Genomic DNA, 19,321 nt, shown 5'->3' with positions numbered 1-19,321 from the left:
GTGGCCCCTCACCATTTCTCGGGGCGGATGAGAGCCGTCAACAGATAGACCAGCAAAGCCAGTCCCACCAGCCCCAAAACCAGCCACGTCACTAATGCCACGACAAACCTGCTTTCACAATGTGCGTTGATGTCTTGACTCCATCGCACACCCGTGAGGCGGGCCTGACGCGTGTTTTTACGTATTCCTTACGCGCCGGCGGGCGTTCTTGACGGCTTCCTGACCTGCCCACCCGGAATCGAAACTGCAGCTGATGCTGTTTCGGTTGCCCACCCGGAATCGAAACTGCAGCTGATGCTGTTTCGGTTGCCCACCCGGAATCGAAACTGCAGCTGATGCTGTTTTGCCAGCTGTTTCATCGCATCAGCTGCAGTTTCGAACCAGGTGGTGGCGCGCAACCGTGCCACGAGCGTTGCCCAGGCGTGCCCGGAGGTGCCACCAACCGCGTTAGGAGGAGAATCCGCCGTCGGCCTTGATCAACTGGCCGCTCACCCAGCGTCCGCCCGGGGACAGCAGGAACGCCACCGTCGGCGCCACGTCGGCCGGGGTGCCCAGCCGGCCGCCCGGTTGCAGCGCCGTCAGGGCCGACCGGGTGCCGGCATCCATCCAGCCGGTGTCCACGGGGCCGGGATTGAGCACATTGGCGCTGATGCCCTGCCCGCCCAGCTCCCGCGCGGCGGCCATGACTATCCGGTCCAGGGCACCCTTGGAGGCCCCGTACGGAAGGTTGAACACCGTGTGGTCACTTGTCAGCGCGACGATGGCGCCGCCGTCGTCCGGCACTTGCCGGGCAAACGCGGCGATCAGCTGCCAGCTGGCGCGGGTGTTGACGGCAAAGTGCCGCTCAAAGCTCTCCACCGGGGTGTCCAGAATCCCCGAGTCAACGGACTCGCTGTGCGAGAGCACCATGCCTGCCAGCGGCCCGGCCTGCTGGGCAATCCCCGCCATGAGGCGGTCGACGGCGGCCGGGTCGCCCAGGTCGGCCGGCAGCGCCCACACCCGGGCACCCGCTGCCTCAAGCTCCGCAGTCAGCGTGGCGACGTCGTCGGGTTGGACGCCCCAGGGCATGCGCGCGTCGTAGGCCTGCCAATAGTTCAGGACCAGGTCCCACCCGTCAGCCGCCAGCGCCCGGGCAATGCCGGCACCGATCCCGACTGTCCGGCCCACACCCGTAATCAACGCAGTTTTCTTGTGCATCGCCCCAGCCTATGCCCGCGACGGCACACTTTGTGTCATCAAACGTTGTAGCTTGGAGGGGTCCACAGACGGCAAGCGAAAGGCAGTCATGAGCAGCTCACAGCCCACACCCACCCCCGGATTTGTGCCAGGACGGGTAACACGCAGGGCCGCTGCTCCCGCGGGAAAGCCGGGCTCGGTCCCCGTGAAGCCAACAGGCAGGGCGGGGCAGAAACCGGCTGCGGCTCCTGCCAAGCGACAAGACACGGCGAGCATCAGCGCCGCCATCCGCGAGGCTGCCGCCGCCGCGAAGAAGCGTGTTCTGGCCATCACCAACGCCCATGTGGTGCCGGTTGAGGGCGAACCGTTTGACGGCACCGTGCTCGTTGAAGGCGGCAAGATCCTTGCCTTGGGCGCCTCGATCCAAGTCCCCGACGGCGCGGACGTGCTCGATGCCAAGGGCCAGTGGCTGCTGCCCGGCTTCATCGACGCGCACGTCCACCTGGGCATGGACCCCGAGGGTGAACTGGGTTCCACGAACGATGTCAACGAGATGACCGACCCCGTCATGGCAGCGGTGCGGGCCATTGACGCCGTCGACCCCTTTGACCCGGGATTCAACGACGCCCTGGCCGGCGGCATCACGGCCGTCAACGTCAACCCCGGTTCGGGCAACCCGATCGGCGGCCTGGCAGTGGCGCTGCACACCCATGGCCGGTACATCGAGGAAATGGTGTTGCGCTCCCCCAGCGGCCTGAAATCGGCGCTCGGGGAGAATCCAAAGACTGTTTACGGCGAAAAGAAGCAAACACCCTCCACCCGGCTGGGCACCGCCCTGGTCATCCGGCAGGCCTTCATGGCCGCGCAAAACTGGCTGGCACTGCCCGAACCGCGGCCCCGGGACGCCCACATGGAGGCACTGGCCATGGTCCTGCGCCGCGAGATCCCGTGGCGCCAGCACTGCCACCGCGCCGACGACGTCGCCACCGCGATCCGCCTGGCCGACGAGTTTGGCTACGAGCTCGTCATCGACCACGGCACCGAGGCCCATGTTTTGGGTGATGTGCTGGCAGCGCGCGGCACCCCCGTATTGATCGGCCCGCTGTTCACCACCAAATCCAAGCCTGAGCTGCGTGCCCGGTCACTCGCCAACCCGGGGAAGCTGGCCGCGGCCGGCGTCGAAATTTCCATCATCACCGACCACCCGGTGGTGCCCATCAACTTCCTCGTCCACCAGGCCACCTTCGCCGTGAAGGATGGCCTGGACCGCGATGTTGCACTGCAGGCGATCACGATCAACCCGGCCAAGGTGCTGGGCCTGGCGGACCGGATCGGCTCGCTGAAGGTTGGCAAGGACGCCGATCTGGTGCTCTGGAGCGGTGATCCCCTGGACGTGATGCAGCGGGCCATGCAGGTGTTCATTGGTGGCAAGCCGGTTTACAACTACGACGTCGGCACCCGGGTTGGTGTTGCCGCCTCGCGGGTGTAACGCAGCCCGCCAACAGAACTGACCCGCAGTTGTGGTCGCTACAACAATCAATTTTGATTGATAGTGCGACCACAACTGCGGGTCAGATCTGCTGCTATGGGAGGGCGCCGGTGGAGATTAGGCCGGGAGCTGCAGTACCGCTCCGGTGAAGATGAGGTCGGCGTGGATGACGGTGTCGGCGTTGGCCTGGAACAGCGCCTGCCACCCGCCTTCGATGCCCAGCTTGTCGGCAATCGTGGCCAGCGTGTCGCCGGACTCGATGGTGTAGGTCTCACCGCTAAGGGCAATCTCGACCGGTGCCGGGGCCTGCTCGACAGGAGCCTGCTCGACGGGTGCCTGCGCCACAGGAGCCTGTGCCACCGGTGCCTGCTCCACCGGTGCCTGCTCGGGCACGATCTCGCCTGCCTGTGCGGCCACGGGGGCAGGTGCCTCCGGAACTGCAGCGGGGGCAGGTGCTGCCGGAACTGCGGCGGGCGAGTAAGCCTCGCCGCCTCCGCCGCTCAAGCCGAGCTGTGCGGCACAGGAAGGCCATGCACCCCAGCCCTGAGTGGCCTGGACGTTCTCGGCAACTGCGATCTGCTGCTCACGGGTGGCGCTCTCCGGAGCCCCGGTGCCGCCAAAGGCTGCCCAGGTGCTCGGGGTGAACTGGAGCCCGCCGGAGAATCCGTTGCCCGTGTTCGTGGCCCAGTTGCCGCTGCTTTCACATTCCGCCAGCGCGTCCCAGGTGCCGCCGTCAGCCGCGTTGGCTCCAGTTCCGGCAACTGCCAATCCGCCGCCGACGAGGGCGCCAACGGCCAGGAATCGGCCGACATTACGAGTAAGTTTCATATTCTTCATCAATGCGTTCTCCCAAAGGCCACCTTCGCTCCATCCGTCCCCGGACATCTGCGCGCCACCGTCCAACCTGTAGATATGGAGGTTGCTTCCGTGGCCTCCCGCATGACGGTGTTCGGTGTTGGGAGGCCCGGGCATTCTTGGGCGGCGAAAAGGCGCCGCCCGCCCCGAAGGGCATGACTTAGCCTAAAACGATATCAAATCGATATGCAAATCAGCTAACTGTTACCTAATTGCCATATCTTTTACCAGCTTCATGGTGTATTTTGTCTTTTCACTGCGGATTCACTTCGTCCGGGAGCCCTGCTGCCGGCCCCACATGGACCCCCTGGCCTGTGCGGCCGCCTGCAATTACGGCCTTTCTGACCCACCGTGAGCCTGGCCCCTCCGCTGCGGCAGCGTCGTCCGGATTGAACAAGGTGCATTTCCCGAGGGACAGGCACCCGCAGCCAATGCAGCCGTCGAGCGACTGCTGCAACACTTCCAGTTGGCGGATCCGCTGCGCCACCATGGCCGCCCAGTGTGTACTCATGCGGGTCCATTCCCGTTGCGTCGGAGCCCTGTCGGCGGGAAGTTCACCCAGCGCGTCGGTGATTTCCTGCAGCGTCAGGCCCACACGCTGGCCGGCCGCCACAACAGCCAGCCGGCGCAGGGTGTGCCGGGGGAACTGCCGCTTGTTGCCCGACGTTCGCACAGCGTGGATCAACCCCCGCTCCTCGTAGTAGCGCACAGTGGGCACTGTAATGCCGGCGCGCCGGGCCAGTTCGCCGATGGGGAGCAGTTCATTGGGTGCAATGTGGGCCATGGAGTGAATGCTGCCACGACTCGGATTTGACCTCAAGTTAGCTTGAGCTAGTTGGCTGGTGTCTTGCCATCCCATCGCGTCCATTGGAGGACCTCGTGACTGCACCGTCAATCCCCGCTGGCACACCCGCGCACACGCGCCGGCCGCCGTCCGTCCCTGAAACCGGCAGGCCGGCACCCCCTGCCGCAGACGCCGCCCCGGCGGCCGGAAGCACCCGCCGGCAACGACTGGCACGCCTCAAAACGCTGCGGCGGCAGGCCCGGACTGCCCGCGGGATCCAGGCACAGCCCGCAGGACTCCGCCCCCATGAATGCCTGCCCATGCTGTGGGCCGGGCACCTCGGCGGTCCACGCTGACCCACAACAAGAGCGCTCCCGCAGTGAACTGTGAACTGGGCCCCGAAAGTTGGACTGAATAATTCAGTACCTTACTTTCGGGGAGCAGTTCACTGTGAACTGCGAGAGCGTTTGTGAAAAGTGCCCCATATCTGCGAGAGCGTTGTGGAGGGCGGGGCGTTGTGGAGAGCGGGGCGGGAGGGTCAGTTGAGCGTGTTGAACGCCTTCTCCAGGTCGGCAATCAGGTCCGCGATGTCCTCGATGCCCACCGACAGGCGGATCAGGTTCACCGGCACCTGCAGCTCGGTGCCCTTCACCGAGGCGTGGGTCATTTCCGACGGGTAGTTCATAAGCGATTCAATCCCGCCCAGCGACTCCGCCAGCGTGAACACCTCCGTGGACTCCGCCACTTGGCGGGCGGCAGCCTCGCCGCCCTTGAACTGGACGGAGATCATGCCGCCAAAGCCGCGCATCTGGCGGGCCGCCAATTCGTGGCCCGGGTGGTCGGGCAGTCCGGGGTACAGCACACGCTCAACCTCGGGGCGGGTCAGCAGCCATTCGGAAATGGCCTGCGCGTTGGAGCAGTGCCTGTCCATGCGCACGCCCAGGGTCTTCAGCCCGCGCGTCGTCAGCCAGGCTTCCATCGGTGCTGACACGGCGCCGACGGCAAACTGCACGAAGCCGATCTTCTCGGCAGCTTCGGCGTCGGAGAGGATGATGGCTCCGCCGGAAGCATCAGAGTGCCCGCCAATGTACTTCGTCGTGGAGTGCACCACGATGTCGGCGCCCAATGCCAGCGGGTTTTGCAGGTATGGGGAGGCGAAGGTGTTGTCCACCACCAGGAGCGCGCCGGCGGCGTGCGCCACGTCGGCGAGCGCGGCAATGTCGGTGATCTTCATCATCGGGTTCGACGGGGTCTCCACCCACACCATCTTTGTGTCGCCCTCGGGACCGCCGGCGGCAACGGCGGCAGCCAGCGCATCGACGTCGTTCATGTCAACGGCAGCGTTGCTGATGCCCCATACGGAAAGCACCCGGTTGATGAGCCGGTAGGTGCCGCCGTAGACGTCGTTGCCCATGATGATGTGGTCGCCCGGGACCAGGAGGGCGCGGATCAAGGCGTCCTCGGCGGCCAGGCCGGAGGCGAAGCTGAACGCGAATTCCCCGCCCTCGAGCGCCGCCAGCTGTTCCTGGAGTCCGTCGCGGGTGGGGTTGGTGCCGCGGCCGTATTCGTAGCCGTTGCGGAGTTTGCCGATCCCGTCTTGGGCAAAGGTGGTGGTTTGGTACAGCGGCGGGATGACCGAGCCGGTGGTGGGGTCGGGTGTCTGGCCGGCATGGACGGCGCGGGTGTTGAAGCCTTGGGTCATGTTGTGCTCCTAAAGTTCAGTCGTTGAGGTAGTTGAGCAGGTCGTGGCGGGTCAGCACACCCACCGGGGCGCCCACAAACGTCACCATGAGCGCGTCCACGTCCTGCAGCTTGGTGCGCGCGGCGGAGATCGGTTCCAGCGAACCGATGATGGGCAGCTGCGGCTGCATGTGTTCGGTGATCTTGTCGGTGAGCTTGGCCTCGTGCCGGAACAGCTTGCCTGTGAGCGTGCGCTCATCGACGGAGCCAAGGACCTCGCCCATCACCACGGGCGGTTCGGCGGAGAGCACGGGAATCTGGGAGACCCCGTATTCGGCCATCAGGTTGATGACATCGCGCACCGTCTCGTTGGGATGGATGTGCACCAGTTCCGGCAGCTGCCCGTTCTTGGTCTTGAGGAGGTCGCCGATGGCGGGCTCATCCGTGACCTTCAGGAAGCCGTACGACTGCATCCACTTGTCGTCAAAGATCTTGGCCAGGTAGCCGCGCCCGCTGTCAGGCAGAAGCACGACGACGACGGCTTCGGGCCCCAGATCCTTGGCGGCTTCCAGCGCGGCCACCACCGCCATGCCGGAGGAACCGCCCACAAGCAGGCCTTCCTCACGCGCCAGGCGGCGGGTCATGGCGAAGCTGTCGTTGTCGGTGACGGCGATGATCTTGTGCGGGACCTTGGGGTCGTAGGAGGCGGGCCAAATGTCCTCGCCCACCCCTTCCACCAGGTAGGGCCGCCCGGTGCCGCCGGAGTAGACCGAGCCTTCCGGGTCGGCGCCGATGATCTGGACTTCGCCGCCGTCGGACTCGGGACGCTCCGCCGAGGCTTCGCGCAGGAAACGGCCGGTGCCGGAGATCGTGCCGCCGGTGCCCACACCGGCCACAAAGTGGGTGACCCTGCCGTCGGTGTCGCGCCAGATTTCCGGGCCGGTGGTCTCATAGTGGCTCAGCGGCCCGTTTTGGTTGGAGAACTGGTCGGGCTTGTATGCGCCGGGAATCTCCCGCACCAGCCGGTCGGAGACGCCGTAGTAGGACTGCGGGCTGTCGGCCGCGACCGCCGTCGGCGTCACCACCACCTCGGCGCCGTAGGCCTGCAGGACGGCGCGCTTGTCCTCACCGACCTTGTCGGGGACCACAAACACGCAGTTGTAGCCGCGGGCCTGGGCCACCATGGCCATGGCCACGCCGGTGTTGCCGCTCGTGGGCTCAACCACTGTGCCGCCGGGCTTGATTTTTCCCTCCCTGGCGGCCTCGTCAAGCATCTTCACGGCAATGCGGTCCTTGGCGGAACCACCGGGATTCATGTATTCAAGTTTCACCAGGATCGTCGCCTGGATGCCCTCGGCAACCTTGTGCAGTTTCACCAGCGGCGTGTTGCCAATGAGGTCCAGGACGGAGTTCGCATACTTCATACCCCTAAACGTATCCGCCCTCCGGAGGCAAGCCAAGACTGGTTACCGTTTACGGCTCCGACGGCAATAAACTTGAGGCATGCATACGGCTGCCGATCCCCTGCCCGCACGGCCGCGCCGCGTCTTGGTGGCAGGGGTTTCCGGCTCGGGCAAAACAACGCTCGCCGGCCAGCTTGCCCGGATGCTGGACCTCCCCTGCACGGAGCTCGACAGCCTGTACCACGGGCCGAACTGGACGCCGCGCGCAGGCTTTGCGGACGACGTCGACCGGCTCACCAAGGCGCCGGGCTGGGTCACCGAATGGCAGTACCGGCAGATGCGCCGGCTGCTGGCCGGGCGGGCGGACACGCTGGTATGGCTCGATTTTCCGGTGCGCGTTTCCATGGCGCGACTGATCCGGCGCACGGTGCGGCGGCGGCTGCGGGGCGAGGAGCTCTGGAACAACAACTTCGAGGGTCCGCTGTGGACGTTTTTCACCGACAGCGACCACATCATCCGTTGGGGCTGGCGCACGCGACACACGCTCAAGGCGCTGGTGCCGTCGCTGGAGTCGAAATTTCCGCAGTTGCACGTGGTCCGGCTGACATCGCCCGCCGAAGTTGAGATGTGGCGGGAACGGTTGGCGGCGATGCTTGCCGAGCCGGCCCGCGGGGGCCGGTCGTGAGCGGCACACAGGATGCGGCGTCGGAGGAGCTGGCCACGCTCACGCTGCTGCGGCGGGCCAGGGACATGATCGACAGGGACTACGCCCAACCGCTGGACGTGCCCACCATCGCGGCCAAGGCGTTCATGTCCGCCGCCCACTTCTCCCGCAAATTCCGGGCAGCCTACGGTGAAACGCCGTACAGCTACCTCATGACGCGGCGGATCGAACGCGCCTCGGCCATGCTGCGGGCGGGCATGAACGTCACCGATGCGTGCATGGCCGTTGGCGCCACCTCGCTGGGCTCCTTCAGCACGCGCTTTACGGAAATCATGGGCGAGACGCCCAGCAGCTACAAGGCCCGGGACCACAGCGCCGTCGAGTCCATGCCCCCGTGCTTCGTCAGGTCCACGACCAGGCCGGCCCGCAACGCCAAGTCGAGCAGGATCGAAGAAGCGCCGGCAGCGTCACAGCACTAACGTGGCTGTCATGACCATTTCATTGCAATACACCCACTTGACAGTCAACAATCCCGACGAAGCCATCGCGTTTTACCGTGACGCCCTGGGCCTGGAAGTCTCCAACGACGTCAGCAACGGCGACTTCCGCTGGGTCACCATGGGCACCAGCACACAGCCCGGCCTGGGCATTGTGCTCTCCGAACCGCACGCCGGCCGCTCCCAGGAGGACGGCGACGCCATGGCCCAGCTGCTCGCCAAGGGCGTCCTGCCGATGATCAACTTCAGCGCCACCGACCTCGACGCCACGTTTGAGAAGGCCGTCACGGCCGGCGCGGAGGTCCTCCAGGAACCCGTCGACCAGCCGTGGGGCCCGCGCGACTGCGCCTTCCGCGACCCGTCAGGGAACATGGTCCGCGTCTCCCAGTCCTGATCCCTCCCCCATGCGCATCCGTAGGCGCATGGGGAAGGGGGCCTAGATCAGGCCGTCCGAGAGGTGGTCGGGGGTGCCAAAGCGGTGCGCCGTGATGCTGACGGCCTGCTCGTGCAGGAACGGCAGCATCTCGATGCGTCCGGCCTCGGTGACCTCCCCGTGGTAAATGGCCAGGTCCGGGCGCCCGCCGCTTGCCTCGTACACTGCCGCGGCATCCCCGCCAATCAAGCGGATCCGCCCGGCCCCAAAGCGGCGTACGGTGGTGAGCCAGGCGTCGTCGTCTTCCACTGTGACGTGGATGCGCAGGCTCACCAACAGTGCCTTGACTGCGCTGGGAAGTTCGACGCCGGAGGAGACTTCAGGTGTCGCCCCGGCCAGGATTCCTGCCGCGAGCACGCGCAGCAGCTTCGCCAGGGAACCGCCGTCGGCGAGGCGGACCAGCGGGTTCAGCGGCAGGTAGCGGAACACATTGCGTTCGGCTGACAGCCCGGAGACGTCCCTGGCCGCGCCGAACTCCGCTGCCCAGGCTGCCGCGTCGCTGTGCAGCGAACGCGTGAGAAAGCCGCGCTCCGCATCGGACAGTCCGGCAGCATCGGACACCGGCGCGGCGGCCGTGAGCAGCTTGCGGGCATTGTCGCCCAGCGGCGCCGTGGCTGTGGACTCGGCGGGCAGCCAGCTGCCAAGGCCGGCCAGGTAGTTGGGTCCGCCCGCCTTCGTGCCGGCACCCACCGCAGACTTCTTCCAGCCGCCAAACGGCTGGCGCTGCACAATGGCGCCGGTGATGCCACGGTTGACGTACAGGTTTCCGGCCTCGATCGTGTCCAGCCAGAGCCCGATCTCCGCCGAATCCAGTGAATGCAGGCCGCTGGTCAGGCCGTACTCGGTCCGGTTGACCAGCGCGATGGCTTCTTCCAGCGTCTCCGCCGTCATGACGCCAAGGACGGGGCCGAAAAATTCCGTCAGATGGAAGTGCGAGCCCGCCGCGACGCCCGTGCGCACGCCCGGGGACCAGAGCCGCCCGGTGGAGTCCAGCTGGCGGGGCTCGATGGCCCAGGCTTCGCCGGCGTCAAGGGACGTCAGGGCGCCCAGAAGCTTGCCCGCAGCCGGCTCGATGATGGGCCCCATCTGGCTGGTGGCGGTTTCCGGATAGCCGACATTGAGGCTGGCTGCCGCGTCCAGAAGCTGGTTCCGGAACCGGGGCGACTGCGCCACGGAGCCCACCATAATCACGAGTGAGGCGGCGGAGCACTTCTGCCCGGCGTGCCCAAACGCGGACTGGACGACGTCCCTGGCGGCCAAGTCAAAGTCGGCGCTGGGCGTGACGATGACGGCGTTCTTGCCGGAGGTCTCGGCGAGCAGCGGCAGGTCGGTGCGGAAGCTGCGGAACAGCTCGGCCGTCTCATAGCCGCCGGTCAGGATGAGCCGGTCGACGGCCGGGTGGGCCACGAGGGCCTGGCCAAGTTCGTACTCGGCCAGCTGGACCAGGGCCAGCACGTCGCGGGGGACGCCAGCGTCCCACAGCGCCTGGACCATGACGGAACCGCTGCGCTGGGCCTGGCGGGCCGGCTTGATCACGACAGCGGAACCCGCGGCCAGCGCCGACAGCGTCGACCCGGCGGGGATGGCCACCGGGAAATTCCACGGCGGGGTCACGACGGTGAGCTTCGCCGGGACAAACGTTGCGCCGTCGACCGTTTCCAGGTCCTTGGCGCGCTCGGCATAAAAGTGGGCAAAGTCGATCGCCTCGCTGACCTCCGGGTCGCCCTGGTCAAGCGTCTTGCCGGTCTCGGCGGCCATGACCTCCAGCAGCTCCGCGCGGCGCTCGGCAAGGACCTCGCCGGCGCGGTGCAGGATGGCGGCGCGCGCGGCACCGCCCATGGCGCCCCATGCCTTTCCACCGTCGACGGCGGTGTCCACGATGCGGTTCAGCTCAGCGACGTCGGTGATGGTGGTCGCCGCGACGAGGTCATTGCCGAGCACGGAGGACGGGATGCGGGCCAGGATCTCCTTGCCCCATGCCCGGTTGGCTGCCAGGGCCGGGTCGGTGTCGGGGGTGTTGGCAAAGCCGCCGGCGCCAGCCTCAAGTGCCGGTGCGGGCCCGTTGCGGTCCTGCACCCGGTTGGAGGTCGGCACCGAGGTGTCCAGCGCGGCGAGGGAGGCCAGGAAGCGGTTCTTTTCGCGCTCAAACAAGGCTTCATTGTCGGAGAGCTCAAACACTGCGGACATGAAGTTGTCCTGGCTGGCGCCCTCCTCCAGCCGGCGGATCAGGTACGCGATGGCCACATCGAACTCGCCCGGGTGGACCACGGGCGTGTACAGCAGCAGGGAGCCGACGTCGCGCCGGACAGCCTCGGCCTGGCCGGTGGCCATGCCCAGCAGCATCTCAAATTCCAGCTGCCCGGTGTCGGTGTTGATGCCGCGCGCCTTGGCGAGCAGCCAGGCGTGGGCCACATCGAAGAGGTTGTGGCCCGCAACGCCGATGTGCACATTGTTGATGTGTTCGGGAGTCAATGCGTAGTTCACGATGCGCTTGTAGTTGGTGTCGGAATCCTGCTTGGTGCCCCAGGTGGCCAGCGGCCAGCCAAACACGGACGCCTGCACCTGTTCCATGGGGAGGTTCGCACCCTTGACGATGCGCACCTTGACGGGAGCGCCGCCGTCGGCCCTTCTGGCTGCGGCCCATTCCTGGAGGTCGATCATGGCGGCGAGCGTGTCCGGCAGGTAGGCCTGCAGCACGATCCCGGCCTCGAGCTTCAGGAATTCCGGCTTGTCCAGGATCCGCTTGAACACGGCGATCGTCATGCCCAGGTCCTTGTATTCCTCCATGTCCAGGTTGATGAACTTCGGTGTCGCGAAGGAATTGGCCAGGGAGTACAGCGGGGTGAGCTTGTCCACCACGTGGTTGACGGCGTCGTCAAAGGCCCAGGCGGAGTGCGGGGCCACGGTGGAGGATTCCTTGATGGAGACATAGTCGACGTCGTCCCGCGCCAACAGCTTCAAGGTCCCCTGCAGGCGGCGGTTGGCTTCGTTTTCGCCCAGGACCGCCTCGCCGAGCAGGTTGATGTTCAGCTCGGTTCCGCCCGCCCGGATCTTGGCGATGGCGGGGCCCAGCTTGGCGTCGGTGGCGTCGACTATCAAGTGGCCCACCATCTCGCGGAGCACCTTGCGGGCAATCGGGATGACAAGTTGCGGCAGGACGGGGGCCATGACCCCGCCCAGGCGCACGGCGCCGCGCATGTACCAGGGCAGGAACCCGGGCACCTTCGGGGCCAGCGCGGCCAAATTCCGCCCCGCAACAGCGAGGTCTTCGGGGCGGATGACGCCATCCACAAAACCGACGGTGAATTCCAGTCCCTGGGGGTCCTTCAGCACTCCGGCCAGCCGCTGGGCCGACACGTCAACAGGGAACTTGGCGGCTTCAGTCAGCCAATGCCTGACCAAGTCGATGGTCTCGTTGGCAAGATCATTGCCGGGGACCGGGATGTTCGCGGCGGTGGCCGCAGGTGCTGTGCTTGTCATGGCTTCTGTGGGCTCGTTTCTACTGGTGCCTCAGCTGTGGTGGAACCTTCCGGGGCGTCGTCCTTGACGCTGCAGGGGTTCCCATTAGCTCCAGTATGCGACTAATATCAAATAAGTAAAAGTGGTGTTTTTTGACGAATATCCGTCAATTCTTCTTAACTATCTGGAGTGTCCCGTGTTGGACGTAAAACGGCTGCGGCTGCTGCGTGAATTGCACATCCGCGGAACCCTGGCGGATGTGGCACTGGCCCTGCAATACAGCCCGTCGGCGGTGTCCCAGCAGCTGGCCCTGCTGGAGAAGGAAGCGGGGGTGAAACTGCTCCGCAAGGTGGGGCGGCGGGTCCAGTTGACGGCCCAGGCGGAGATCCTGGTGGCGCACACGGCGGACATCGTGGAGTCGCTCGAGCGCGCCGAGGCCGACATGGCAGCCTCGCTGACAACAGTTGCCGGCACGGTGAAGCTGGCCGTGTTCCAGTCGGCTGCCCTGGCCCTGCTGCCGGAACTGCTCACGGCGATGTCGCAGCGCTATCCCGAGGTGCGCATTGAAATGACACAGCGCGAACCGGAGACGGCACTGTATGAGACGTGGGCACGTGATTTCGACATGGTGGTGGCCGAGCAATATCCCGGCCACGCCGCACCCCGGCATCCGGAGCTGGACAAGGTGGTGCTGACAACCGATGCAATACGGCTGGCCGCACCTTTTCCAGGCTCCGCCGGGACAGTGGCCAGGATGCGCACCGAACCCATCACCCACATCGAGGACACAGCCGGGCTGCCGTGGGTCATGGAGCCGCGCGGCGCAGCCTCCCGGCATTGGGCCGAGCAGGCGTGCAGGCAGGCCGGCTTTGAACCTGACGTCCGCTTTGAGACTGCCGACCTTCAGGCCCAGGTCCGCCTCATCGAATCCGGCAACGCCGTGGCACTGCTGCCTGACTTGATGTGGACCGGGCGGGAACCGGCGCTCACACTGACCGAGCTGCCCGGGCTCCCCCGGCGGACGGTGTTCACGGCAGCCCGGCGGGCCAGCCGCCGTCGTCCTGCCATCCTGGCCTGCCGGGAAATCCTGGCGCAGACGGCGCTGGACATCTCAGGCGGGCAGGGTACCGATCCCGGCTATTTGGACTCCGGCCCGGAATAAGCCTCGTACACGGGGGGCTGGCCCAGATCCTCGAGCTTTTCCCGGAGTCCCGGAACGTCGTCAATGTTCACCCGGTCCGGCAATGTGTGGGCAGGCTCCCGGAAATCCGGTGCGTCCTCGACGTTGATCCGGTCCGGCAGGGCCTCCGCCACGGGTCCCGGGAAGGGTATCTCCAATGGAATGGCCCGCGCTATCGGAGGCGTAAAGCGCCCACCCGTCTCGTCCGGCAATTCGGGCAGCCCGTCGGCGTCAATAATCAACGGGAGCGCCTTCGCGATCTCGAAGTCAAACGGCTTGGCCCCGGGCCCGCCCTCCGGCCCCGGAGCTCCCGGCAGATCGTCGGCGTCAATAAACAACGGGAGCGCATGCGCAATCTCCAAGCCGGAGTGGCCCGTCCCTGAACCGCCCTCGGAACTTATGCTCGTTTGCTCCTGAGCGTCCTTGCGCACGAGCTTGGCCGTGTCCCGCAGCATGACGGCAGCCTGCGCGATTTTCCGTGCGTGGACCGTGCGAAATTCCCCCTTCGCCCGCTGCGCGTCCGCACCGTCCCATCGGACGCTTTGAAAGCGGCCGCCCAACTGCTCGCGCAGCCCGTCCAGCTGATCGGCACCGCCGTCCATGTGCTTGGCAAGACTGCGAAGCTCTTCCGGGTCCGACCCGATGAATCCTGACACTGTTGCCCCCGCCGCGTTGAAATACCCTTTTTTAGAGCGTACGCGCCGCCGCTGCACAGTTCCATGGGGAGAGGTGCCCACCGGCATGCTCCGACGCGGCACGCACCGTGCGACCATGGAACCATGACGACCGCAGCAGCCACCGAACCAGCGATGGTCTGGAACGCCGGCGGGCCCTACGACCTGCACCGGACGCTGGGCATCCTCGGCCGCGGACCCGGCGACGCCACGATCCGGCTGGCTCCCGGCACGGCCTGGCTGGCATTCAACACACCCTCCGGCCCGGCCACCCTGCGCATCACCCAGCACGGCACCGAACTGCACATCCGCACGTGGGGGCCCGGCGCCGAGCACGCACTGGCCGCCTCGCCTGCGTTGCTGGGAGCCCACGACGACTGGTCCCACTTCGATACGCCGGAGTTCACCGCAACCCTTCCCGGGCGCGTCAGGGAAGCACGACGGCGGCACCCGGCGCTGCGCCTGCCCGCCACCGGGCGTGTGGTTGACGCGCTGGTGCCCGCCATTTTGGAACAAAAGGTCACCGCAATTGAGGCCCAGCGGGGGTACGCCACGCTGCTTCGAAAATTTGGCAGCACGGCGCCCGGAGCGGGGACCGATGCGGAGGTCCCGGGAGACCTGGTGGTGGCCCCAACCCCGCAGCAATGGGCGGCCATCCCCTCCTGGGAGTGGCACAAGGCAGGGGTCGGGCCGCAGCGTTCGGCAACCGTCATGCGGGTGCTGCGTTCGGCGTCGGGCCTGGAACGTTTGGGCCGGCTCACGGCAGTGCAAGCCGCAGCGAAAATGCAGGGCATCCCCGGAGTGGGCGCCTGGACTGCCGCGGAAGTCACCCAGCGCACGCATGGCGACGCCGACCAGGTGGCCGTGGGCGACTACCACCTGGCCGCCTATGTCGGGTGGGCGCTGGCCGGAAAGGCTGTGGACGACACCGGCATGCTGGAGTTGCTTGAGCCATGGCGCGGGCACCGGCAGCGTGTGGTGCGGATGCTGCAATTGAGCGGTTTCCGCAAACCGTCATTTGGGCCGAGAATGACAATCCAGGACCACCGCGGACACTGACCATGGCCCGGGGGTGCCACCGGCGCCGATGCAACACATAATGGAGACATTCGGCATTGATGGCGGCCCGTGGGGGAGCCAGCCCATGCCCCCACTATTTAGGCGGTCACTCCATGTTCCTCGGCATCGATGTAGGCACCGGAAGCAGCAAGGCCATCCTGGCAAACGCGGACGGCTCGATTGTGGACACGGCCACCATCGCTCACCAAGTGTCCCTCCCCCGGCCGGGCTGGGCGGAATTCGATGCGGAAAGTACGTGGTGGGCCGAGGTCATTGAACTGTGCAGTCAACTGTTCACCAGGCAGGATCCAGCCGCGGTTGCCGGAGTCTCCGTCAGCGGAATGGGCCCGTGCCTGATTGTCACCGACGCTGACTTCACCCCGCTTCGCCCGGCCATCCTCTATGGCGTCGATACACGCGCCGAACAGCAGATCCATGACCTGAACAGGGAAATCGGCAAAGAAGCGATCTACTCCATCGGCGGCAAAGCCCTCTCATCCCAGGCAGTAGGGCCGAAGCTTCGCTGGGTTGCCGATGAAGAGCCGGAAATCTTCGCGGCCACCCGCCACTGGTTCAGCGCCAGTTCCTTCCTGACGGCCAAGCTCACGGGCGAATACGTCCTGGACCATCACACGGCAAGCCAGTTCGATCCCCTGTATGACATCCACCGGCAGGACTGGATTCCGGAGCGTGCGGCATCAATCAGCCGCCATATTCCCGTGCCGCGGCTCGCATGGTCCACCGACATCGTTGGCACGGTCACCGCCGGCGCTGCCACATTGACGGGACTCCCGGAAGGCACTCCGGTGTGCGCCGGGACAGTCGATGCGTGGGCCGAGGGCTTCAGCGCCGGGGTCCGCCAACCCGGCGACCTCATGCTGATGTATGGCTCCACCATGTTCTTCATGCAAGTGCTGGGCGACTTCCACGCGCACCCCCAGCTGTGGACCACGGCCGGTGTGGAGCAGGGCACACTCACCCTGGCCGGCGGCATGGCAACCTCCGGAAGCCTCATCACCTGGCTGGCGCACCTCTTTGGCGACGTCCCGATGGAAACGCTAATGGAAGAGGCCCGGGCGGCCGGGCCCGGCGCCGCCGGGCTGCTGATGCTGCCCTACTTTGCCGGCGAACGTTCGCCGATCCTTGACCGCGACGCCCGTGGAACCATCATTGGGCTGACCCTGCGGCACGGCCGCGGCCATCTGGTCCGGGCTGCGCTGGAAGGCATCGCCTTCGGCCTGCGCCAGAGCCTGGACCTTTTCAAAAGTTCTGGCCAGCCGATTCACCGGATCCTGGCCGTAGGCGGAGGGACACAGGGAACGCTGTGGACGCAACTCGTCAGCGATATCCTTGGACTGCCCCAAATCATTCCGGAACAGACCATCGGCGCAAGTTACGGGGACGCGCTGATGGCTGCCATCGCCACCGGAGCGGTCCCGCCGGACACCGATTGGACGCGCATGGGCCGCGCGGTGGAACCGGACCTGACAACAGCAGGCCTGTACAACACCCTGTTCGAGAACTACTGCCGACTGTATCCCGCGACAAGCGGGCATATGCATGCACTGGCGCACATCCAGCGCGAAGGCGCCTGACTCCTGGTTGATTTCGGTACCGGACGGCACTCTTTCTAGACTGCTGCCACTTGCACGACTTCCAGAATGGCCTTTGCCGTCCGGACATCCGTCACCAGGCGCCGGAAGTACTTCGATTTTGCCCCTCCGATAATGCTTCGAGCCTTGTCCGTACCCACCGCAATCCCCACGGAGCAGGGAATGGAACGCAGCAGGGCCGGCGGTGTGGCAATCATGTTTTCGCTGCCCGGGAAGTGTATTTCCGCCCCGTCGGCGTCAAAGAAGTTCAGGCAGATGTCCCCCGCTGCCCGTGATAGCGAATCGTTGTCCTTGGGGATGAAGCGGGAGATGGAGCTTCGGGTGGTCGGAGGGGCGCCGATGCCCAGCAAGGCACCCTTCGCCGTTTCCCACAGCCGCTGGATCCGCTGGAAGTCGGGGTCATGCTGGAGCAGCGCAAACATTTCCGGTGACGGCAGCGCCTGGGTCCACAGGAAGGCCGGTCGGGCACCTGTCTGTTCCGCGATGGAGCGTGCAATCTCGTTCGTCTGGTACCACGGCTCCGGTTCAGTTTGTCCGCCCACGGTGGGGACAACTATCACGCCGGGCAGTGCGGGCAGCGGCGCCCCTGCCAGCTCATAGATGGTGCGGCCGGAGGAAGCCAGCAAAATGTCACCGGGGGCCAGCTCCATGTCCCGCATGGCCTCGCCCACCAACGGTGCAAGACCCGCACCCAGGCGGCCTGACTGGTCGGCATCCGCAAGATAAACCTTTTCCAAGCCGAGGGCTTCGGCCAGCTCCGCGGCCAGCGAGTCCGTCACCGCCATGGAGGGGTGAATCACCTCAATTTTGACCATGCCTACGCGCCGCGCCTCCTGCAGGAGCCTGCTGACGGTGGGGCGTGAAACCTTCATGACTTCAGCAATCCGGGCCTGGTTCACGTCTTCCAGGTAGTACATGCGGGCAGCCTGATACAGCGTTTCCACCGGAAACCGGCTCAAGGCGCTGCCTTCGGCGGTGGCAGTTTCAGTCCCCAATTGCGCATTCTCCCTGATTGCATTTGTGGCCTGCCCCACGGCGGGCCTGTTTCCATGGTAGCGCGAAGCAAACGTTCTCGTGAACAAAATTTCACGAATCCGTACCTCGGAAATTATGTTCTTGACATTTGTTCACGGTGACTCCACACTTGAACCATTGAGCTGCATCACACTTCCACTGGAGGAAACAATGACCACCACCGCTGCTGAAACTGTTCCCACATCCGACACCGTGCCCGCAACCATGCAGGCAGTTGTTGTCCACGGACCCGAAAATTACGTCATGGAAACCCTCCCGGTCCCCGTCCCGGGCCCGGGCGAGCTGCTGATCAAGGTGGAGGCTGTTGGTGTCTGTGCCAGCGACCTCAAGTGCTACCACGGTGCACCGAAGTTCTGGGGCGACGAGAACCGTCCCGCCTGGGCACAGGCCGGCGTCACCCCCGGACACGAGTTCGTGGGCACCGTAGTTCTCGGCGACGAGAAGGGCCTTGCACACCACGGCCTGGAAGTCGGCGACCGGATCGCCTGCGAGCAGATCGTACCCTGTGGCGAATGCCGCTACTGCATCCGCGGCCAGTACTGGATGTGCGGCCCCCACGACATGTTTGGCTTCCGCAACTACAACGGCGCCATGGCAGAATACGCACTGATCCCTGTAAAGGCACTGACCCACAAGGTCTCCCACGACCTGCCGCCGGCCCACGCCGCCTTCGCCGAACCGCTCTCCTGCTCACTGCACGCAGTGGAACGCGCAGAGATCAAGTTCAACGACGTCGTCGTCATCGCAGGCTGCGGCCCGATCGGCCTGGGCATGGTTGCCGGCGCCAAAGCCAAGAACCCCTTGAAGGTCATCGCCCTGGACATGTCCGACGACAAGCTCACCCTGGCCACCAAGTGCGGCGCCGACATGGTCATCAACGTTGGCCGTGAGGATGCCGTCCAGATCATCAAGGAGCTGACAGATGGCTACGGCGCCGACGTCTACATCGAAGGAACAGGCCACCCCTCAGCTGTTGGCCAGGGCCTGAACCTGCTGGCCAAGCTCGGCACCTATGTTGAATACTCGGTCTTCGGCTCGGATGTGACCGTCGACTGGTCCATCATCAGCGACGACAAGGAACTCGATGTCCGCGGCGCGCACCTCGGCCCGCACTGCTGGCCCGCCGCCATCAAGATGATCGAATCAGGCATCCTGCCCCTTGACGAAATCTGCACCGACCAGTTCCCCCTCGACAAGTTCCAGGACGCACTGGACCTTGTCGGCGACACCGCCGGCGCTTCCGTGAAGGTCTCCATCCTCCCCGGATCCGCGAAGTAGCCTGCCCGAAAGCAGCAAAACAGAGCCCATCCGCTCACAAAA

Annotated in this window: 18 protein-coding genes; 9 read left to right on the top strand and 9 right to left on the bottom strand. The window is 65.8% G+C overall.

The window, feature by feature from the left end; translation table 11 throughout:
- Positions 1–8 precede the first annotated feature (8 nt).
- Positions 9–101 (bottom strand): K(+)-transporting ATPase subunit F, encoded by a 93-nt coding sequence (gene kdpF, locus AC1L6K_RS04925; RefSeq protein WP_480951610.1) that lies wholly within the window; start codon positions 99–101, stop codon positions 9–11.
- Positions 102–447: 346 nt separating this feature from the next.
- Positions 448–1,197 carry an SDR family oxidoreductase gene (locus AC1L6K_RS04920; RefSeq protein WP_480951609.1) on the bottom strand — a complete coding sequence of 250 codons (750 nt, stop codon included), beginning with the start codon at positions 1,195–1,197 and terminating at the stop codon, positions 448–450.
- Between the two features lie 88 nt (positions 1,198–1,285).
- Between AC1L6K_RS04920 and AC1L6K_RS04915 the strand changes: the two genes are divergently transcribed.
- Positions 1,286–2,665 carry an amidohydrolase gene (locus AC1L6K_RS04915; protein ID WP_480951608.1) on the top strand — a complete coding sequence of 460 codons (1,380 nt, stop codon included), beginning with the start codon at positions 1,286–1,288 and terminating at the stop codon, positions 2,663–2,665.
- 117 nt (positions 2,666–2,782) lie between these two features.
- Here AC1L6K_RS04915 and AC1L6K_RS04910 read toward each other — a convergent pair whose 3' ends face one another.
- Positions 2,783–3,502, bottom strand: a complete 720-nt coding sequence (locus tag AC1L6K_RS04910; RefSeq protein ID WP_480951607.1) for a transglycosylase family protein — start codon at positions 3,500–3,502, stop codon at positions 2,783–2,785.
- Positions 3,503–3,773: 271 nt separating this feature from the next.
- Positions 3,774–4,304 carry a redox-sensitive transcriptional activator SoxR gene (soxR, locus tag AC1L6K_RS04905; RefSeq protein WP_480951606.1) on the bottom strand — a complete coding sequence of 177 codons (531 nt, stop codon included), beginning with the start codon at positions 4,302–4,304 and terminating at the stop codon, positions 3,774–3,776.
- Positions 4,305–4,399: 95 nt separating this feature from the next.
- Here soxR and AC1L6K_RS04900 point away from each other — a divergent pair, with 95 nt between their 5' ends.
- Complete coding sequence (locus tag AC1L6K_RS04900) at positions 4,400–4,660, top strand: hypothetical protein (RefSeq protein ID WP_480951605.1); 261 nt, start codon at positions 4,400–4,402, stop codon at positions 4,658–4,660.
- Between the two features lie 182 nt (positions 4,661–4,842).
- On the opposite strand, the gene AC1L6K_RS04895 is transcribed toward AC1L6K_RS04900, so the two are convergent.
- Together AC1L6K_RS04895 and AC1L6K_RS04890 are read right to left on the bottom strand one after the other, a co-directional pair.
- On the bottom strand, positions 4,843–6,006 hold the full coding sequence (locus tag AC1L6K_RS04895; RefSeq protein ID WP_480951604.1) for a cystathionine gamma-synthase: 1,164 nt from the start codon (positions 6,004–6,006) through the stop codon (positions 4,843–4,845).
- Between the two features lie 16 nt (positions 6,007–6,022).
- Positions 6,023–7,408, bottom strand: coding sequence for a cystathionine beta-synthase (locus tag AC1L6K_RS04890; protein ID WP_480951603.1), 1,386 nt, complete (start codon positions 7,406–7,408; stop codon positions 6,023–6,025).
- 79 nt (positions 7,409–7,487) lie between these two features.
- Here AC1L6K_RS04890 and AC1L6K_RS04885 point away from each other — a divergent pair, with 79 nt between their 5' ends.
- The 3 genes from AC1L6K_RS04885 (at position 7,488) to AC1L6K_RS04875 (ending at position 8,942) form a co-directional block, all read left to right on the top strand.
- Positions 7,488–8,072 carry a P-loop NTPase family protein gene (locus tag AC1L6K_RS04885; RefSeq protein WP_480951602.1) on the top strand — a complete coding sequence of 195 codons (585 nt, stop codon included), beginning with the start codon at positions 7,488–7,490 and terminating at the stop codon, positions 8,070–8,072.
- 65 nt (positions 8,073–8,137) lie between these two features.
- Entirely contained in the window at positions 8,138–8,530 is a 393-nt protein-coding gene (locus tag AC1L6K_RS04880) for a helix-turn-helix transcriptional regulator (protein ID WP_480952698.1), read from the top strand.
- A gap of 10 nt (positions 8,531–8,540) precedes the next feature.
- Entirely contained in the window at positions 8,541–8,942 is a 402-nt protein-coding gene (locus tag AC1L6K_RS04875; RefSeq protein ID WP_480951601.1) for a VOC family protein, read from the top strand.
- A 42-nt stretch (positions 8,943–8,984) separates the two neighbouring features.
- Here the strand turns inward: AC1L6K_RS04875 and AC1L6K_RS04870 are convergent, their stop codons facing one another.
- A complete protein-coding gene (locus AC1L6K_RS04870; protein WP_480951600.1) occupies positions 8,985–12,461 on the bottom strand; it encodes a bifunctional proline dehydrogenase/L-glutamate gamma-semialdehyde dehydrogenase in 3,477 nt (1,158 codons plus the stop codon).
- Between the two features lie 175 nt (positions 12,462–12,636).
- Between AC1L6K_RS04870 and AC1L6K_RS04865 the strand changes: the two genes are divergently transcribed.
- Entirely contained in the window at positions 12,637–13,602 is a 966-nt protein-coding gene (locus AC1L6K_RS04865; protein ID WP_480951599.1) for a LysR family transcriptional regulator, read from the top strand.
- On the opposite strand, the gene AC1L6K_RS04860 is transcribed toward AC1L6K_RS04865, so the two are convergent.
- On the bottom strand, positions 13,578–14,276 hold the full coding sequence (locus AC1L6K_RS04860; RefSeq protein ID WP_480951598.1) for a WXG100 family type VII secretion target: 699 nt from the start codon (positions 14,274–14,276) through the stop codon (positions 13,578–13,580). The genes AC1L6K_RS04865 and AC1L6K_RS04860 overlap by 25 nt on opposite strands.
- Positions 14,277–14,399: 123 nt before the next feature.
- Here AC1L6K_RS04860 and AC1L6K_RS04855 point away from each other — a divergent pair, with 123 nt between their 5' ends.
- On the top strand, positions 14,400–15,353 hold the full coding sequence (locus AC1L6K_RS04855; RefSeq protein WP_480951597.1) for a DNA-3-methyladenine glycosylase family protein: 954 nt from the start codon (positions 14,400–14,402) through the stop codon (positions 15,351–15,353).
- Positions 15,354–15,466: 113 nt separating this feature from the next.
- A complete protein-coding gene (locus AC1L6K_RS04850; protein ID WP_480951596.1) occupies positions 15,467–16,948 on the top strand; it encodes an FGGY-family carbohydrate kinase in 1,482 nt (493 codons plus the stop codon).
- A 35-nt stretch (positions 16,949–16,983) separates the two neighbouring features.
- Here the strand turns inward: AC1L6K_RS04850 and AC1L6K_RS04845 are convergent, their stop codons facing one another.
- Positions 16,984–17,961 carry a sugar-binding transcriptional regulator gene (locus AC1L6K_RS04845; RefSeq protein ID WP_480951595.1) on the bottom strand — a complete coding sequence of 326 codons (978 nt, stop codon included), beginning with the start codon at positions 17,959–17,961 and terminating at the stop codon, positions 16,984–16,986.
- 190 nt (positions 17,962–18,151) lie between these two features.
- Here AC1L6K_RS04845 and AC1L6K_RS04840 point away from each other — a divergent pair, with 190 nt between their 5' ends.
- The gene (locus AC1L6K_RS04840) at positions 18,152–19,279 is read left to right on the top strand and encodes a zinc-binding dehydrogenase (protein ID WP_480951594.1); all 1,128 of its coding nucleotides are present in this window, start codon (positions 18,152–18,154) and stop codon (positions 19,277–19,279) included.
- Positions 19,280–19,321: the final 42 nt, after the last annotated feature.

The sequence above is a fragment of the Specibacter sp. BI4 genome, assembly GCF_056680095.1.
This window is presented reverse-complemented; position numbering and strand designations above follow the sequence as displayed.

Bases quoted from the DNA above. Each gene is read 5' to 3' on its own strand.
- AC1L6K_RS04840 (WP_480951594.1), top strand. From the start codon at position 18,152: ATGACCACCACCGCTGCTGAAACTGTTCCCACATCCGACACCGTGCCC.
- soxR (WP_480951606.1), bottom strand. From the start codon at position 4,304: ATGGCCCACATTGCACCCAATGAACTGCTCCCCATCGGCGAACTGGCC.
- AC1L6K_RS04920 (WP_480951609.1), bottom strand. From the start codon at position 1,197: ATGCACAAGAAAACTGCGTTGATTACGGGTGTGGGCCGGACAGTCGGG.
- AC1L6K_RS04850 (WP_480951596.1), top strand. From the start codon at position 15,467: ATGTTCCTCGGCATCGATGTAGGCACCGGAAGCAGCAAGGCCATCCTG.
- AC1L6K_RS04855 (WP_480951597.1), top strand. From the start codon at position 14,400: ATGACGACCGCAGCAGCCACCGAACCAGCGATGGTCTGGAACGCCGGC.
- AC1L6K_RS04890 (WP_480951603.1), bottom strand. From the start codon at position 7,408: ATGAAGTATGCGAACTCCGTCCTGGACCTCATTGGCAACACGCCGCTG.
- AC1L6K_RS04875 (WP_480951601.1), top strand. From the start codon at position 8,541: ATGACCATTTCATTGCAATACACCCACTTGACAGTCAACAATCCCGAC.
- AC1L6K_RS04910 (WP_480951607.1), bottom strand. From the start codon at position 3,502: ATGAAGAATATGAAACTTACTCGTAATGTCGGCCGATTCCTGGCCGTT.
- AC1L6K_RS04885 (WP_480951602.1), top strand. From the start codon at position 7,488: ATGCATACGGCTGCCGATCCCCTGCCCGCACGGCCGCGCCGCGTCTTG.
- AC1L6K_RS04870 (WP_480951600.1), bottom strand. From the start codon at position 12,461: ATGACAAGCACAGCACCTGCGGCCACCGCCGCGAACATCCCGGTCCCC.
- AC1L6K_RS04880 (WP_480952698.1), top strand. From the start codon at position 8,138: ATGATCGACAGGGACTACGCCCAACCGCTGGACGTGCCCACCATCGCG.
- AC1L6K_RS04915 (WP_480951608.1), top strand. From the start codon at position 1,286: ATGAGCAGCTCACAGCCCACACCCACCCCCGGATTTGTGCCAGGACGG.
- AC1L6K_RS04895 (WP_480951604.1), bottom strand. From the start codon at position 6,006: ATGACCCAAGGCTTCAACACCCGCGCCGTCCATGCCGGCCAGACACCC.